Source organism: Rhizomicrobium electricum (assembly GCF_011762045.1).
Lineage (GTDB): Bacteria > Pseudomonadota > Alphaproteobacteria > Micropepsales > Micropepsaceae > Rhizomicrobium > Rhizomicrobium electricum.
The window spans coordinates 391,412-407,738 of the sequence record NZ_JAASQS010000005.1 but is presented as its reverse complement, the minus strand read 5'-3'; the positions used below and the strand labels follow the sequence as shown (position 1 = coordinate 407,738).

Annotated in this window: 15 protein-coding genes and 1 pseudogene; 8 read left to right on the top strand and 8 right to left on the bottom strand. The window is 59.4% G+C overall.

Annotated elements, in window-relative coordinates; all coding sequences use genetic code 11:
• Positions 1-56: 56 nt before the first annotated feature.
• Positions 57-1,034 (bottom strand): FecR family protein, encoded by a 978-nt coding sequence (locus FHS84_RS12320; RefSeq protein ID WP_166934620.1) that lies wholly within the window; start codon positions 1,032-1,034, stop codon positions 57-59.
• Complete coding sequence (locus tag FHS84_RS12315; RefSeq protein ID WP_166934618.1) at positions 1,018-1,605, bottom strand: RNA polymerase sigma factor; 588 nt, start codon at positions 1,603-1,605, stop codon at positions 1,018-1,020. Before FHS84_RS12315 ends, FHS84_RS12320 begins: the two co-directional genes overlap by 17 nt.
• Positions 1,606-2,394: 789 nt before the next feature.
• On the opposite strand from FHS84_RS12315, the gene FHS84_RS12310 reads away from it, so the two are divergent.
• Together FHS84_RS12310 and FHS84_RS23085 are read left to right on the top strand one after the other, a co-directional pair.
• The gene (locus FHS84_RS12310) at positions 2,395-5,853 is read left to right on the top strand and encodes a TonB-dependent receptor (RefSeq protein WP_166934616.1); all 3,459 of its coding nucleotides are present in this window, start codon (positions 2,395-2,397) and stop codon (positions 5,851-5,853) included.
• A gap of 388 nt (positions 5,854-6,241) precedes the next feature.
• Positions 6,242-6,385, top strand: a pseudogene (locus FHS84_RS23085) (IS30 family transposase); the annotation flags it as partial.
• A 175-nt stretch (positions 6,386-6,560) separates the two neighbouring features.
• Here the strand turns inward: FHS84_RS23085 and FHS84_RS12305 are convergent.
• The 4 genes from FHS84_RS12305 to FHS84_RS12290 form a co-directional block, all read right to left on the bottom strand.
• Entirely contained in the window at positions 6,561-7,328 is a 768-nt protein-coding gene (locus tag FHS84_RS12305; RefSeq protein WP_166934614.1) for an alpha/beta fold hydrolase, read from the bottom strand.
• A 203-nt stretch (positions 7,329-7,531) separates the two neighbouring features.
• Positions 7,532-7,726 carry a hypothetical protein gene (locus tag FHS84_RS12300; protein ID WP_166934611.1) on the bottom strand — a complete coding sequence of 65 codons (195 nt, stop codon included), beginning with the start codon at positions 7,724-7,726 and terminating at the stop codon, positions 7,532-7,534.
• A 225-nt stretch (positions 7,727-7,951) separates the two neighbouring features.
• The gene (locus FHS84_RS12295) at positions 7,952-8,446 is read right to left on the bottom strand and encodes a DUF302 domain-containing protein (RefSeq protein ID WP_166934609.1); all 495 of its coding nucleotides are present in this window, start codon (positions 8,444-8,446) and stop codon (positions 7,952-7,954) included.
• A gap of 84 nt (positions 8,447-8,530) precedes the next feature.
• Positions 8,531-9,301: an alpha/beta hydrolase gene (locus tag FHS84_RS12290; protein WP_166934606.1), complete on the bottom strand. Its 771-nt coding sequence runs from the start codon at positions 9,299-9,301 to the stop codon at positions 8,531-8,533.
• 191 nt (positions 9,302-9,492) lie between these two features.
• Here FHS84_RS12290 and FHS84_RS12285 point away from each other — a divergent pair, with 191 nt between their 5' ends.
• Positions 9,493-10,455, top strand: a complete 963-nt coding sequence (locus FHS84_RS12285; RefSeq protein ID WP_166934604.1) for an AraC family transcriptional regulator — start codon at positions 9,493-9,495, stop codon at positions 10,453-10,455.
• A gap of 257 nt (positions 10,456-10,712) precedes the next feature.
• On the opposite strand, the gene FHS84_RS12280 is transcribed toward FHS84_RS12285, so the two are convergent.
• Positions 10,713-11,546 carry a spondin domain-containing protein gene (locus FHS84_RS12280; RefSeq protein ID WP_166934710.1) on the bottom strand — a complete coding sequence of 278 codons (834 nt, stop codon included), beginning with the start codon at positions 11,544-11,546 and terminating at the stop codon, positions 10,713-10,715.
• A gap of 229 nt (positions 11,547-11,775) precedes the next feature.
• Here FHS84_RS12280 and FHS84_RS12275 point away from each other — a divergent pair, with 229 nt between their 5' ends.
• The 3 genes from FHS84_RS12275 to FHS84_RS12265 all read left to right on the top strand — a co-directional run bounded on the left by FHS84_RS12275 (position 11,776) and on the right by FHS84_RS12265 (position 13,340).
• Positions 11,776-12,039: a hypothetical protein gene (locus tag FHS84_RS12275; protein WP_166934602.1), complete on the top strand. Its 264-nt coding sequence runs from the start codon at positions 11,776-11,778 to the stop codon at positions 12,037-12,039.
• A 117-nt stretch (positions 12,040-12,156) separates the two neighbouring features.
• Entirely contained in the window at positions 12,157-12,714 is a 558-nt protein-coding gene (locus tag FHS84_RS12270) for a sigma-70 family RNA polymerase sigma factor (protein WP_166934600.1), read from the top strand.
• Positions 12,715-12,716: 2 nt separating this feature from the next.
• The gene (locus FHS84_RS12265; RefSeq protein ID WP_166934598.1) at positions 12,717-13,340 is read left to right on the top strand and encodes an NrsF family protein; all 624 of its coding nucleotides are present in this window, start codon (positions 12,717-12,719) and stop codon (positions 13,338-13,340) included.
• 327 nt (positions 13,341-13,667) lie between these two features.
• On the opposite strand, the gene FHS84_RS12260 is transcribed toward FHS84_RS12265, so the two are convergent.
• Entirely contained in the window at positions 13,668-14,153 is a 486-nt protein-coding gene (locus tag FHS84_RS12260) for an RES domain-containing protein (protein ID WP_166934596.1), read from the bottom strand.
• A 560-nt stretch (positions 14,154-14,713) separates the two neighbouring features.
• Here FHS84_RS12260 and FHS84_RS12255 point away from each other — a divergent pair.
• The gene (locus FHS84_RS12255; RefSeq protein WP_166934594.1) at positions 14,714-15,364 is read left to right on the top strand and encodes an RNA polymerase sigma factor; all 651 of its coding nucleotides are present in this window, start codon (positions 14,714-14,716) and stop codon (positions 15,362-15,364) included.
• Position 15,365: 1 nt separating this feature from the next.
• Positions 15,366-16,301 carry a FecR family protein gene (locus FHS84_RS12250; RefSeq protein WP_166934592.1) on the top strand — a complete coding sequence of 312 codons (936 nt, stop codon included), beginning with the start codon at positions 15,366-15,368 and terminating at the stop codon, positions 16,299-16,301.
• The last annotated feature ends 26 nt before the right edge of the window (positions 16,302-16,327 follow it).

The following is a 16,327-nucleotide window of genomic DNA, read 5'->3' as shown; positions in this document are numbered from 1 at the left end:
CCTTCAAGGCCCTTATCAGGGGCCTTCGGGAGACCCGTCCTAACTGGGCCCGTGTTCTATTTACGCGTAATGTGAATCTCGTTTCCTCTATCTTCCACATTCAGATTGAGCGAAGCCGCGACGGCATGGGAAAAAGCCACCGGATCGGTCGCTACAAACATTCCGGTTACGGTTTTGCTGGCAACCGCGGGATCGTCGATCACGATTTGGATATTGCTGTAGCGCTTGAACTCGGTGGCAATCGCGCCAAGCGTCTGATGCCGGAAAAACACATGGCCACTGCGCCAGGCCAACCCTTCCGAGATTTGCTTGGCACCAAGTCTTTCTATAGCCAGCTGGCCGCTCGGCAGAGCCGTGGCGCGTGAGCCGGCATAGACGCGGACAGGGGGAGCGGAACTGTGCGTGTCGATCTCGACGACACCTTCGCGAACCATGACGCGAACCGGTCCGCTGCCTGCCGCACCAACCGAAAAACTCGTGCCAACGGCGCGCACTTTTATAGTGTTCATTCTGACGACGAATGGCCGCAACTTGTTCTTGGCGACATCGAACAGTGCTTCGCCGCGTTCGAGCACAATGTTGCGCTCCATTGCGCTGTAGCGCACGGCAGCTCGCGTATCGGTGTTCAGCGTGATGGTGGAATTGTCGGGCAGGGAAGCCATTCTCGTTTGCCCAACCGGTGTCTCAAAGCTTGCCGCATAAGAATTGGCCCACCAAGCGGTTCCCGCAACGACAGTGACAGCAAGTCCGGCCGCAATACTTCCTGCAAGGATGAAACGCCGCCTCGATGACCTGAACATGTCGATCGGCGCTGCGCATTCGTTGTCGCGATCTCCATTGCTTTGTGCGGCTGCACCCAGTCTTTCGATGCGGGCGAGGGCCGCTCGCGCGTTGATGTAGGCACCAAAATGGCGCGGGTCGGATTCAAGCCAGGCCGTAAGCGTGGCTTGACGCTCTACCGAGAAGTTCTCGTTATCGGTCTCGACGGCCCATTCGGCGGCCAGCCTGTCGATTTCGTTAATTGGAGGTGTCATCGTTCTCGCCAGTCGGCTCTTTCAATATATAAGACGTTTGACGCGCGGATTTTGCCCCCCTCCCGAACCGATGCATCAAAAATAGGGTTGCGCGGGCCATGTGCTTTTCAATCGTTTTTTCGGAAATCGCCAATCGCGCTGCGGTTTCCCGCAAAGGTAAACCTTCCACGCGACGCATTAACAGGATTTTCCGCGTGCGATCGGGTAGGGATGCCAGTGCGTCTGTTACTTCCCGCAAATCGTCGCGTTGGGCGATCTCTTCCTCAGGTGAGGCCTCCGGAGATGCCACGCCCAAATCGTCGAGATCGTCCGTGGCCGTGATTGTCACGATCTTCGACCGCCGCAAATGCGTGGCCATGATGGAATAGGCCGTTTGCATGGCGTAGCGAATGGGGACCCTGATCTCGCTAAAATCGGCTTGAGACGCGATGCGGGCGTACATTTCCTGAATAATGTCGTCCACATCGAGGTCCCGCAGGCGATGGCGGCGGATCCATGCGCGGATCTGCCGTTCGTGGGGCATTATGTTTTGCTCTATCCAGATCGCCCGGTCGCGAAATCTGTCAATCATCGGAGAGTGCCTGCTCCCCTGGATATGACGCGGGCGCGCAGCGGACGGCGGCGGAATTCAACGTCGGTACGCAGGAAACGCGCTGGCACAATTTGTCTGCTGCCCGTCATTTGGTGTGGCTGAAGTTCGCACGGGAAATGATGCCCGAGCGCCCATTTGTTCGCAATGCGCTATCGGTGTGCGACGGCACCCCGGACGAGGACAAAGGCGCACACGGACGGCCGCTTCCATTTGAGCTTTGCTTGACGGGAGTCTGATCGTCACGCCGATGCCTGTTGCCGAGTGGCAACACGTTGTTCGCGTTGTTCGACGCATGGGTGAGGTTCTGAGACGACGCGCGTCTCCCCATACAGAGCGGATTTTTCAACGCACGCCCAAACGGGTGCGCGAGGGTGGGCGCGCGTTCTGCGTGAATGCCGATGCACGCCCGAAATCCAGGGGCTTCGCCTCTTTTTGAGGGCGGAGAGTTGGGGCGGCGCGGGCCGTGCGCAAGGGGATAGCTGCCAGAGAAGCTGACGAATTTTCGCAGTGATGCGTGCCTCTCCGAGGCATTGCGTCGGAGAACTGACAAAGGGGGTGTTACCGGTACCAATATTCCATCCACGCGAGATCCGATGCGGCTAGGCGCTGGTCGGCGTGGTGGTCGTTTGGGTTCGGTCGAACCGACTGTGCCGGCAAACAAATCGATGAGGAATGCAAACGCACTGAGGGAGCGTCGCACTGACTTCAATGCGGAAGCTGAGCGCCGAAACGCGACAGAGGAGAGTGAAAACAAATGGGAGGATTGAAATGAGTAGGACAACGAACACTCGCGGCCGCTTGCTGGGCACGACAGTGCTGGCGAGCGTGAGCTTTTTGCTTTCGGCCGTGCCGACGATGGCGCAAGAGGCGCTCGAAACGGTGACCGTCACCGGCTACCGCGCCAGCTTGGCCGACTCGACCAATGCCAAGCGCGCAGCGATCGGGTTCAGCGACTCGGTCTTCGCCGAAGACATCGGCAAGTTTCCCGATAGCAACATCGCTGAATCGCTCAATCGCATTCCTGGCGTGACCATTGTCCGTGAAATCAACGGCGACGGCATGCAGGTTCAAATTCGCGGTCTCGGTACGAACTTCACCAAGATCCTGGTCAACGGCAATCCGATTTCCGTGGCGACCACAGGTGCGACGGACGGTTCCAACACCAACCGTGAAGTCGACTTGAACATGCTCCCTCCGGAAATGTTCACCCAGTTGTCTGTCTCGAAGTCTCCTACGGCCGACCAGATCGAAGGTGGCGCCGCCGGCTCCGTGTCGATGCGCGTGTTACGTCCGTTCGACAAGCCCGGCTTCCATTTGAACTACAACTTCAAGCTGCTCGACCAGTCGACCACCAAATTCCAGGTCGGCGAGAGCGGATCGATTATCGTTTCGGACAGCTGGGACAAGTTCGGCGTGTTGCTCGGTCTTTCGGGCCAGCACGCGAACACCTACGTTTACGGCTTCGAAGACGGCAATGCCTCCTGGTACGGCCCGAATCTTCCGACCGGCACCTGCGCTGCATCGGGTACCACCAATACTTGCGCGCAGTTCGGCTCCAAGGCCTGGACGATCCCGAGCTCGGTGCAAACCGGTGTCTATGTTCCTGTTCCGTCGGGTTACACCCTCAACACCGGCTATGCGGCCCAGGTCGTTAATGGCACGAGCTATCTGCCCACAGGTTATCCTGTCGATCAGCGCCTGCTTTACGCGTTGAATCCGGGCTTGGCCGATGCGTCTTGCTCGCAGACGGCGCCTTCGACGACCTGTTTGAACCAGATGTCGACGCGCCTTTCGAATGCGCTGTTGCCGCGTCTGGGCCGTCCGATGCGCGAAGGCGGCACCAGGGATCGCTACAACGCAGCCCTGGCTCTCGAATTCCGTCCGACGGATAGCATTCATACTTATCTGGATGTGACCTACGGCCATATCGACAATCACATGGATCGTTCCGACATGGGCTGGGGCGTGCGCACCGGCAACGGTTCGAGCCAGATGATCCCTCAGGGGCTGACTCTCTCTTCGGCGTGGTTGGGCGCCACGTCGTTGACTGGCGGCCTTGGCGGATCGGTGCAGACCGGCACCTTCTACAACCCGACGTTCAGCATTGAAGCCCGCGATTACCGCGAAAACGGCGACTTCCTGAACCTGAACCCAGGTGCATCCTGGCAGGTGACGGATCTGCTCAAGATCGAAGCGCAGGCTTACTATTCGAACAGCCATTTCCTTCGTCGCAACCCGACCGTCATGGTCGCCTCTTGCACCGGCGGTCCGCTGCCGGCGTCGACTGTTCCGAATTGTAATGCCGGGTTCCCGGCGACGGGTACGAAACTGACGTTCGATGCCACCGGCGCGTTTCCCACCGAGAACATCAACATCGATCTCAACGACCCGAACAACTTCCAGTGGTTGACCGGTCGTGTGAACTTGAACGGCGAAAACCGCTTTACGACGACCCACGGCATTCATTTCGACACGACCTACGGCGGCGACAAGTTTGCGGTGAAGGTCGGTGCGGCCTATGACGTGGCGTATCGCCTGATCCGCAGCTACGCCGACGACGCCCGTTGGCAGGCCGCGATTTGCGGCGGCAACCCCAACTACCTCATCGGCGGCCCGAACTCGAGCATGCCGAGCTGTAACGGTCAGGCGTCCGACGGCACGGCCGGCTGGGTTCCGCCGACGTGGCTCGGTGCTGGCGCTACCATCGCGACCAAGTATCCCGGCTGGGGTACCGGCTACACGGCCGGTGCAGCACCGCTCGCGTTCTCGGGCTCCTTGATCCCGACCACGAAGCTCGCGAGCTATCTGTCGACAGGCGGTAACGGGTTCATATCGGTCAACTACGACAGGCTGTATGCCGACTCGAACTACTACGCGATTCAGCAAAAAGCCTATAACGATATGCTCTGCATTCCGAATTGCAGTTGGCTTGGCAAGCCCGGCACCAACGTTACCGATTACCATCCCGCCAGCCTGACAAGCCGCATCGACGAACGCACGGTCGGCCTTTATGGCGAGACGTTCGGTTCGTTCGATATCGGCGATCGCAAGTTGAAGTACAATGTCGGTCTGCGTTGGATTGAAACCCGTCAGTGGCTTCAGACACCCGGCATCAGCCTTGTCGATCCGCGCAACGCCGGCCCCGACGGCATTGCCGGCAATGCGGATGATATCCAGGACGGCGGCAAATATCCGAACTACACGCCGCTGGTCGCAAAGTCCGTGAAGTACCACGCATTCTTGCCGTCGGCGTCGTTCGTCTATGAAGTCTCCGACGATTTCCAGGTTCGTTTCTCGGCATCGCGTACGATGACGCGTCCCAATCCTGGCAACATGAGTGCAGCTGTTGACTTTGGCGACCCCACGGTGTCGACGGCCACGCTCGGCAATTCGGCACTGAAGCCCTACTACGCGACCAACTTCGATATCGGTGGAGAACTCTACACCGGTGGCGAAGGGTACGTCAGCCTGACGATGTTCCGTAAGTCGATCAGTGGCTTCACCGCTCAGATGACGACCAAGCATATCTTCGCCGACTTGGCGGACTATGGCATCATCTACAATTCGCTCAACGCGACGCAGAAGCAAACCTATGCCAACGGCGGCACGACGGGCGTTTCCTGTAATTCCGATGCGACGTGCGCCAACCAGACCGTCTACATCAACCAGCAGGTCAACCTGAAGGGTCTGGAAATCATCAACGGCCTGGAAATCAACTACGTCCAGCCGCTCGATTTCCTCACGGATCCGTATCTCGGCTTGAAGGGCTTCGGCTTCACCGGCAATCTGACCATCATCGACCAGAAGTCGACCGGCCAGGTGCCGACCTATGCGACCGGCGTCGCCCCGTGGCAGTTCAACGTCACGGGCTTCTACGAAGCCGACGGCGTCATGTTGCGCATGTCGTATAACTGGAACGATACGTCCTACGCATCGACGAGCCAGTCCGGCGGCATCTGCTTGCCGGCTGTTGCCAGCGGCGTTCTGCCGGCCGGATGTCCGTCCGGAGCCTACCTGTTCAGCAAAGCCTATGGTCAGGCGGACTTCTCTTCGAGCGTGAAACTGGACCGCTTCTTCGGCGAGTTGCCGAGCGATCCGGAACTCACCTTCGATGTCACCAACGTGTTTGCCGCGAAGCAGCGTTCCTACGTGCAGTTCCCCGACACGGTCCACTCCTACTACTTCAAGGGCCAGAACTTCATGCTGGGTATTCGCGGCACCTTCTAGTCTCTCTGACTTGCCAGCGGGAAAATTCCTCCCCTATGGCATTAACTGGCGGCACCCCGAAATGGGTGCCGCCCTTTTCTTAAGACGGACGTTTGAGAGAAGTGCGCCCTTTAGCCTCAAACTGTAAACAAAGCGCCGATCGGGCCGCTACGAGGGCGCGAGCAAACGCGAGGTTTAAGACCGCCGCTGTGTGGGCGGCCTAAGACGGCGAACTCTCTGCAGACGAAGAAGCGAATCTTGCAGCCCGGCTTGCGCAAGATCGGTGCCATCTGGGGGCCAATCTTCGTGCTCTTGCCGCGCTACTACGTATCGAGAAGCATGCCCCGGCCATGGCGGGTTCAACGAGTGAGCGCAACACCTTCTAATCTGGCAAGATCAGGAGGCGCTCATGGAACGGGTATCGCGGATTTGGTTTGCACCGCAGCAGAAGGCGGAGCTTTGGGAGCGCTGGAAGAGCGGCCAGTGTATCTCCTCGATAGCGAGAACGCTGGGACGGCGGAACAAGAGTGGGGTCTATCGGATTTTGGCGCTCATTCGATATCGCTCAAAAGCCGATTCCTCGCTCAGAGCTTCGTGATGGTATCGGGAGGAGGAATGCCGTGACCCGCACGCTCTTGGCTTTTCTGGTTTTGCTCATCGTCTCAACTGTGGCGCGGACCGCGATCTGCGGTTCCACCACTTCGCTCCGCCGCATACGTAGCTATACGTTAAGCGCGTAGCCCGGCAGCTTCCAGGATGAGGCGGGTGATCTCGTCGGGATGGGAAATCAGCGAGAGATGGCTTGATTTCACTTCAATGGTCTTGGCACCCATGCGCTTAGCCATGAAGCGCTCTAGGTCCGGGTTGATCGTCCGGTCTTCCGTCGAAACGGCATAGAAGCTCGGCTTCGACCGCCATGCCGCATACGTGGTTCTGCCCGTCAACAACGCCTTGTGGAACGGTTGCTGGACGGCATAGAGCACCTTCGCTTTTGCTTCCGGTAAGTCGCCGGCAAAATCGCGCAGAAACGCCGCCTCGGTGAGGCGCCCTTCATCGCCGTCGAAGATAATCCCCGCCGATGCCGGTGGCGGGGGATAGGTCTTGGCCAGAGCGGTATAGTCCTCGCCCGCGTCCGGCGCACGCGCCGCCACATAAACTAGAGACGAGACTTTAGGGTGCACGCCTGCTTCGGTGACAATCATGCCGGAGAAGGAATGCCCGACCAGGACTGTCGGCCCATCTTGCCGGTCAAGCACGCGCTGGGCGGAGGCGACAGCCTCCGGCAGCGTCGTCAGAGGATTCTGCACGGCGGTGGCGTTGAGCCCCGCCGCTTGCAGGCGCGTGATCACTTCGGACCAGCACGATCCGTCGGCGAACAGCCCGTGCACGAGAACGATGTTGCGGGCTGGCACAGGAGCGGCGGCTATGCCGCCGATAGAAGTCAACGAGGCAGCGGCAATCAGTGTGGTCGAGAAAGTGCGTCTGTTCATCGTCATCGTCCTTTGGTCGTGAGAGGGGAAGATGTCTGTCGGTACACGGTGCTGTATCCGGACAGGTCTCTTCGCCATCGGATTAGGCACCATGCCTTAGTTCATGGCCATTGAAGTTGACGCCGCTGCAGCTTTTTCGATGGGATTAGCCGCAATGGTATTCATTTTGTGCATGCCATGGCTCGCGCCATCCGTTCGGCTGACCCGCGCTAGGACTTCAACAGGTAGAGCGTAGCATTGGGATAGTCCCAAACAGTCTTGTACTGTTTGAGGAACGCGTAGCCCATCCGAAATTCAGGAGCGAATTCTGCGTCGTGCGGAGACACCAGGGCGATGGCGGCCGGGGTGGCGACTACGCCTGTTAGAACGAGAGCGGTGGCAAAGGTGATCGCCGTGCGCAGCATGTAAGCTCCTTTCAGAGTCCCGCGCGTATATCGCCGCAAGACCTGGGTGGCTGGGCCGCTCGCGGCGAGCACCGCCAAAGATTTTTCCATGTCAGGCGCGAATGTGGAGACGTGACAAGTGTCGAGACCTTGGGGCTCACGTGATGACCCCGCCACGCCAGGAATAAGGCTTAAGCACGGTCGGCGGTTCGCCCGTCGGCTGCGAGAAAGCGTCATCAGGACGTTTTATCTTGCACATTCGCGCAGCAAGGTTGTGATTTTCGTATCGAGATTGCGGGCGACAGCAAGTGCTTCCGCACTGCCATACGGCAGCAGATAACTCTCCATTGTGTCATAGGAGACATGCACGCCATCGGATCGTTCATCAATAAGGATCGTGACGGGAGCGTAGGATCCGGCATCGGGTACGTGCTTGACCATTTCCTTCATGATGAGGGGATTGCCCACTATCAGCCGCATGCTCTTGGGCGTCTTGGAACCAGTTTCGCGACGCAGGACGGTGCCCAAGTCGAATTCCGCGAAAAGCATAAGACCCGTGCGGCCAAGGGCACGTTGCACAACTTGCTCCAGATCTGGAAAGGAAATTGCCGCCCTCGCCGCATTGAAGAATTCGACGATGTCAGGCAGCCCGACCGCCGATTTGAGCGTGGTCACAACAGCGTCGAATGACTTTGAACTCGTGAGGCTGAAACGTTCCACCTCGATTTTATTTATCGTCATTTTGTCCTCGGCGCGGTCGATGCGTTCTGTATTCCCTTGGGCTGGCGCGGACGCTCCCGGAACAAAAGTACCGGGAGCATAGCGTCACTTCGCGAGCGAAGCTTTTTCAATCACCGCGGCGACTTCGTCGGCGTGAACGACGAGCGCGGCATGGCTGCCGGCCACTTCCGTCGTATCGGCCTTTATCTTGGCGGCGAAATACTTCTGGACTTCGGGCGCGATCACCTTGTCCTTGGTGCTGATCACATAGAAATTTGGCTTGTCCTGCCAAGCGGCCGTGTCGACCGGCGCCTCGAACGCCACGTGGTTCAACGGGAGCTGATTATTTGCCAGGGATTCGGCGATCTGCGGGGGAAGGTCAGCCGCGACTGCATCAGGAAATACCTTGGGATCGATAGTGAGGTTGCCCTTGTCGTCGGGGTGTATCGCCGCGGCGCCTTCGGTTACCGGGCCGCTCTTGGCGAGGGCCGCCAGAGATTGTCCCACGTCGGGCGCAAATGCGGAGACGTAAACGAGTGCCGAGACCTTGGGATCGTTACCGGCTTGCGTGATGACGATGCCACCCCAGGAATGGCCAACGAGAACAGTTTTGCCGTTCTGCTTCGCCAGCGCTTGTTTGGTGGCATCGACGTCCGCGGCAAGGGAAGTGAGTGGATTTTCGACAAGCGTGACGTTGTAGCCCTTCTTTGTGAGGATGTCGGCAACGGGCTTCCAACTTGTCTGGTCAACAAAAGCGCCATGGACCAGCACAATGTTGCGGGCCGCTCCCTTGGGCAGTTCGGTCGATTGGGCGGGGGCGGCAAATGCGGCTCCGGCCATGAGGACGGCGGCAGTTGAAAGGAGAAAATTCTGCATTAGAGGCTCCTGTTGGCACGACGGATGACGTTTCCGCAGGGTCGCGGTTCTTCCATCTGCAGTTTTGAAAACAAATGACCCGCACGATGCGTCCGTGCGCTCAGCAGGACCTAATATGAAGACCTCTCGGACGGTAGAGCCCGATCGTCCAAAGGTTGTGTCCGATCGTCCGCGGGAATAGCATCAGCGTTATGGACATGCTCGCCGAAGTGCTTGATCGCGTTCGTCTGGGCGGGACCTTGCTTTTTCATTTCGAGCTTGGCCATCCCTGGCGGTTGGCGTTGCCGCAACGTCCATACGCCCTGTTCCATTATCTCAGTCGTGGCTCAGCAACCCTCGCGCTCGAACAGGGACGAGAACTCCGCATGACCGGGGGCGACTTTGTTGTCATTTCGCGCGGGGAGCCACATGAGGTTTATTCGGATCGTCGAACGAGGCCATCCTCGGTTCTGGACCTCGTTCGATCGCCCGCGCATCTTGGCGTCGTCCGTCACGGCGGGGACGTAGAGCCATACGCGACGATGATCTGCGGTAAGTTCACCATGACGCGGCCTTCGCGCTGCAGCGTCTTGGAATTGCTTCCGCCCGTGCTTCTCTTAAAGCCGGCGGAAGATGGCGAATGGCGCGAGGCGATTCTGCGACGCATGGTGAGCGAATCCGCGCGTGAGCGTCCCGGCCAAGGCATCGCGCTTTCGCGGCTAACAGAAGTGCTATTTGTCGAGGTGTTGCGAAGCTGGACCAAGTCACTCGGTCCCGGAGAGGGTGGGTGGCTTGGGGCGATGGCGGACCCGCACATCGGACCGGCGCTTAAGTTGATCCATGAACGGCCGGATCGGCCTTGGACCCTCGACGACCTCGGGCAACGCGTTGGGCTGGGTCGCTCGGCCTTTTCGGCCCGCTTCACGAAGCTCGTCGGTCAGTCCATGTATCGCTATCTGATCGTGCGGCGGATGGAGGAGGCCGCGTTTCTACTCGAGACAAGCGACGAGGGAATCGCACAGATTGCGAGCAGCGTCGGCTACGAGACCGTGGCAGCATTTTCGAAGGTGTTCCTTCGACATCACGGCCTGTCGCCCGGACGCTATCGGACATCTCACCGGTCTGATGGAGGCCAAAGGCAATCGAATGCTCTGGAAGTGGTAGCAACGGACTGACGTCGGGTTAGGTCACCATCGAGAGGGACCGATCTCTTGCTCTGGCCGGGGCGAGGATTCGGCTTGGGATTCACCGTTCTTCGCGATCCCACTGTCGCGGCTTCGCCGGAAACCATCGTATGGCGGTTTAGCCGACACAGTCGGCTTCTGTTGCTGCGCTGACGGATGCGCTTCGCATTCCGCCGCCCCCCCGCATTCCGGGGAAGGCGCGCGGATTTTGGGACTGAGGCAGGAGACGCCGCATGCGCAAGTGTTGGTCAAGCCGCTTGAGCGTCTTGGCTCCCGTTTCGCCGGCGGCGACGGCTGACAGCAAAGCCGCTCAGCATGGTAGCGGCCAGCATCAGAGTCCAACTCGCCGGCTCCGGCACCTCGCTGATGGTAATGCTGGCGAAGGTAAAACCGCCACGCTTGGCGACGTCGGCGTCGGCCGCATTGAAGGTATGCCCATTGGGTTCGAGCTGCCCGTCAAAGGTGCCAAAGCCGGGATGTAACCCCACCGCCAGGTTCTCGGTGTCGCCAAGAGCGGCGTTCTGGCCGACCACGAAGGCGGAACCGAACAACTGGTCCACCTCGGTGCCGGCATCCCAGATATCGTTGCCGGTCAGCGTCAGGGTCTTGTTGCCAAGGAAATGCCCGGCGCTGTCGAACAGGGCGAGGGCATTGTCGAGTGACGTGAAGGCGTCATTGGACGGCACCACCATGGCCGCAAAGTTGAAGAAGCGATTGGTGGTGGGATTGATGTCGAGAATGATAGAGCCGGACTCGCCCGGCTCGATCTGGGCGAGGCCGCTCGCGCCGGGAACCGGGATTAAACCAGTAACCGCACCCGGATCTGTCGCGGCAAGGCGTGACGCTAGACCGCTCGGGTTGCCGCTCTCAGCTAACGGCTCAAGACCGGGCGTCGCCAAAGAACCCGCATTGAAGACGTCGAAGGAACCGTTTCCGAACGTCACCCACAGCGGCGAGAGGTTCAGTCCGCCAACCGGCGAATTGTTGTGGATCGTGATTTTGATCTGGCCGGCGTGTGCCGCCGGTGCGAGTGCAAAGGCGATCGTCGTGACGGCCGCAGCCAACCACTTTGTGCGTGCCATTATTTTCACCTCCTGTTGAATCCAAGTACATCGCAGGTACGGCCGGCGCCTCGTGTCGTTTCATCGGGTTTGCGGAATATTTATTTTTCCGCGCCTGTAACCCGCGTCGCGCCGATTTCGTAGGGCTGCGGGCAAGCGCCGCCGCCACGACCGCATCGCCGCTCAATGCGAGGACATGTTGTCTTTCATGGCGGCGTCGGTGGGCTTGGCCGCCATATGATCGGACGATATGCTGCTCATCGCGCCCGTTGACATGCCGGCTGAGGTCGACATCGCGCCGGCCTTGGCCATTGGTTTGGCGGTCTTCTTTTTATGGGGCATCGCCACAGCCTTCATCGGTGCCGATCCGCCGGTCATCGCCGATGATTGGGCTGCGGGTGTCGCCATGCTGTCGTTGGCGCTGGCCGGCACGGTATACGCACAGGTCAGGAACGCCGCGGCGAACAGGGAAAAGAGTTTGGGCGTGAACATGACAATTCTCCAGTTTGAATGATATCCGAGGACGATCGTGTGATCTCCTGCTGTGCATTACGAAAGGCTCTGCTACAAAGTTACGGCTGGAACTTGTTTTTGGCCGCGATGTAACCGTTACGGACGACGCGACGTCATCATGCCAGGCAGCGACACCGACGAGAGAGGCAACGAGCGCTGGCGCGCCCTGGCCATAGCGGCTGCAGGCGGCGGCACAGCGATGGGCCTTCTCCTCGCCGAGCTGGTGCCGCTCCTCCGCCGTTATTGCGCTTCGCAGTTGGCGCGGTACGGCCGTGGCGATTGGGCCGAGGATATGGTGCAGGAAATCATGCTGACGGTGCATCTGAAACTGCATACCTATGACGACGCCATGCCGTTCCTCGCCTGGCTCTATGCCGTTGCCAAGCACAAGATGATTGACGCGCTGCGCCGCGAGCGCATTCATCACGTGCCGCTTGAAGAAGCTGCGGACGTCGTCGATGGCGGTGGCGAGGCCCCGCTGGCGCAGCGCGATCTGACGCAATTGCTTGCCCAATTGAAGCCGCCCGCGGGAGCGATCATTCAGGCTTTGAAAGTGGAAGGAGCTTCGGTCAAGGCCCTGGCCGCGCAATACGGTATGAGCGAAAGCAATATCAAGATCGTTGTCCACCGCGGATTGCGCCGCCTCGCCGAGATGATGGCAAAGGAGCGCGCCTGACCATGCGAACGGATGACTTGATCACGCTTCTCAGCCAGACACCGCCGCGGCGCCCGCCGCTGCGATTGTCGCTCGCTGTCGTCGCGGCGATCGCGGTGACAATGGTCGTCAATACCTTGGTGCTCGGTTTGCGGCCCGATATCGCGGTTCTGCCGCTGTCTATGGTCTACAAGAGTACCGTGCTGCTGGCGCTCGCTGCGTTGGCTGGAGGTATTCTGACGCGCATTGCCCGGCCGCTCGCCACTGTAAACCGGGGCGTGATCGCAGTGGTTCTGTTCGCCTTACTGGTGGCAGGTTCACTCGGTTGGGAATGGAGCCACGCAGCGCCGGCCGCGATCCTGCATTCCTTCGCCTTGCCGAATTTTCCCTTTTGCCTCGGTGCGGTGACGATCTATGGCACGTTGGCCGCCGGCGCCTTGACGGGACTGATGCGGTTCTACGCCCCGGCAAACGAGGGCCGTGCCGCGGCCGCCATAGGATTTGCTGCCGCCGCGGCTGGGGCTGTCGGTTATTCCATCCACTGTCCGATCGACAGCCCGACCTTCGTGGTTGTTGCGTATGGCCTGCCTATCGCCTGGGTGACACTGGCGAGCCGGATGTTGTTCGTGCGCCTCATCCGGTGGTGATTGCCATATCCGGAAGATTCCTCTGTTATCGCTCAAAATGTGTTCAGCGGCCCGCTTCAGAGTGGCTGCCTCGACGGAGATGCCAACCTTCTCGGCCCTATCCGCCGACGTCTCTCCAGCGCCAAACGAGGAAGGTCGTTCAGTGTCTGTGCGACGATCTTCTGAATATCATCCATGTTTGATCGCTTCGGCCTCAATGGCATGGGAACCGAGTGTCATCACAGTATGCGCCAGGGCGAGGTGTGGATGGGCTGTGCGCGGCATCTGGATCGTAGCCGAGAGCTGGTACCCGTCGCCTTCGTCTTGGCGTCGAGCGTTGTCTATGCCTCAGGTCAGGCCATAAAGGCGCTGGTCCCACCACACCGGTTCTGCCAGTGCATGCGAGATGGCCTTCGCTTCCGGGTGCTGCGGGTTGATCAGGACGTTCCGTTCGATGCGCGCGGGCAATGATGGCACGATCAGCAGGGCAGAACGCTTCTCATCAAACCAGTCTTGGCTATACGTTTTGCAGATCGTTTCGTCGCGTGAGTCCCACCCTGGGTGAGCGGCAGTCGGAAAGACCTCGTAGCTGATGCCGTTCGGGATCGTGATGGCGACGAAATGCTGGTTCGCCGGCAGCACCAAGTTGCTATGCACCAGCTTTTCGAGCACCGCCGTCGAATAATGCTCAGACGTGTAGATGATCGGGCTCGACGGTGTGTTCCAACGGCCGGGATAAAGGCGGGCGCCCTCGCTGTCGTAGATCGGGTGAGCGCCTGCCGGGTCGCCGATGCGATAGCAGGTCAGAACCCGGTCAGTGCGCTGCGCCATCAAACGCCGCCGCTGTACGCCGCGCGGCCGAGGAGGTTCATCACGACATCGGCACCGGGGCCGGTCGCCAAGGCGACATCGATTCGCCGAACCGCGCCCGTTTCATGCCGAGCAGGTTCTCGATCATCTGGGCTTTGTAGGCCATCGCTGCCTCCGTCTCATCTGATCTATTTGCCGGCGAGAATCAGAGCGGGAAGAACGTCCGTTCATGCGCCCGTGCCCAGCGTGCCAACTACACGGATTCTGCACGGCCCCGTTCGGGTCGTTCAACGCCTTTCGCAGCCGTTCGCATTGGCGAGAAACGCAAGTTAAGACGTTGATTTTGTTTGATTTTAATGGTGCGGAGGTGTGAATCGAACTCACGACCTACCCCCTATCAAGGTGCTTGATCGTGCAGATTGCGACGAGGGTCGCGTGGTAGCCACCGCCGTGTAGGTGTGGCCACCAAACTTATGCGGGCAGAGAAGGTGGTTTCCCAAACGCAGACAGGCTGGTCATCTTGCCGCGCAAGATTGCCCCAAAATTTTTCTAGGGGTTTTCTGCCCTCATACGTCACTACAATAATGACCGCGACAAAAGCCGTTCGAGCTTTGGCTGTATCGGAGCCGGTGGTCGGAGACGACCAGGGGAGCATCGCCATTTCGTCTAGCAGCAAAGAAGATCTGGATGGCTGGTTTCTTCGCGAAGTCATGCCCCTCGACGCGATGCTGAGGCGATACATCGCGCGGAGCTGGCGTGAGGTTAGTGAACGGTCAGACCTGCTTCAGGACATCTATACGCGAGTATATGTGTCGGCCCAGCGGGAACGGCCGGTAGCTGTGAAACCGTTCCTGTTCGCCGTGGCCCGCAACCTAATCATCGACAAGGTGCGGCATGTTGGTAGCGTTCCCGTAGAATCTTTGGCCGAAGTGCCCGATTTGGACGTCATAGATGATGAGCCCTCACCGGAGCAGAAAATCTTGGCCCAAGAGGAATTCGAACGGGTTCAGTGCGCGATCAACAATCTGCCGCCCCGCTGCCGCGACGTGTTGATCCTGCGCCGCGTCGAACGCATCTCGCAACGTGAGGTGGCCGTCCGATTAGGCATAACGGAACAGATTGTCGAGTATCAACTCGCCAAGGCGATGCGGCTTTTGACATCGGCCCTATATGGACCTCGGGAGGGGATTATTGCGCAAACCAAGCGCTATATCGCTGTCCGGGGACGGAATTGAGATGAAGGCAGTGAAGAAAATAGAGACGCAGGCGGCGTCATGGTGTGCGCGCGAAGACCGGGGCCTCAGTGCCGCCGAACGCGCCGATCTTGATGCCTGGTTGGGCGGGGACCTGGACCACCGTATCGCCTATCTGCGCATCAAAGCGGCATGGCAGGATGACGTCATCACTGCCGCCGCTGAAAGCGTGGTCCGTCAAAGCGCACCGCGCCGTTGGAGGTTCGCCTTGGCGCCAAGCTGGGCTGCGGCGGTCGCGACCGTGTTGTGCCTCATCATCGGCGGAGGTTATGTGTTGTTGTCGCGCCCGGACGTCTATGCCACCGAAATCGGTCAGCAGATGACGGTAAGCCTTGCCGACGGCAGTCGTGTGGAACTCAACACCAACACGCGGTTGCGCGCGAAAATCTTGCGGCATTCGCGTACGATCACGATCGACCACGGCGAAGCCTATTTCCATGTCGCGCACAACGCGGCCGTTCCTTTCGTTGTTTTCGTCGGGTCGCAGAAAGTAAGCGATGTTGGCACCAAGTTCCTCGTCCGCCAGGATGGCGATCAGGCCGAAATCCTGGTGACCGAAGGTGCGGTGCGCATCGAAAACAGCAAACGCAGTGTTCAGCCGCGTTTTGCCAAGGCGCAAGACGATGTCCATGTTAATGGTGATGCCGTTGTCGCGTCCAAGAATTCGGCGCAGGAGATCGCCGACAAGTTGAGTTGGCGCGACGGCTTTCTGGTGTTCAACCAAACCTCCCTCGCGGCGGTCGCCGCAGAGTTCAACCGCTACAACACCAAACAAATCGTTGTCATGGGGGAAGCTCGGGGTTTGAAAATCGGCGGTCGGTTTCGCTCCGACAATCTCACGGGCTTCGTTGCATTGTTGCACGACAGTTTCGGCTTGAGCGTGCAGGAGACTGAGCAGGCGTTTGTCATCTCTAAATAGTATGATAATTTGCTCGGCGCGATAAC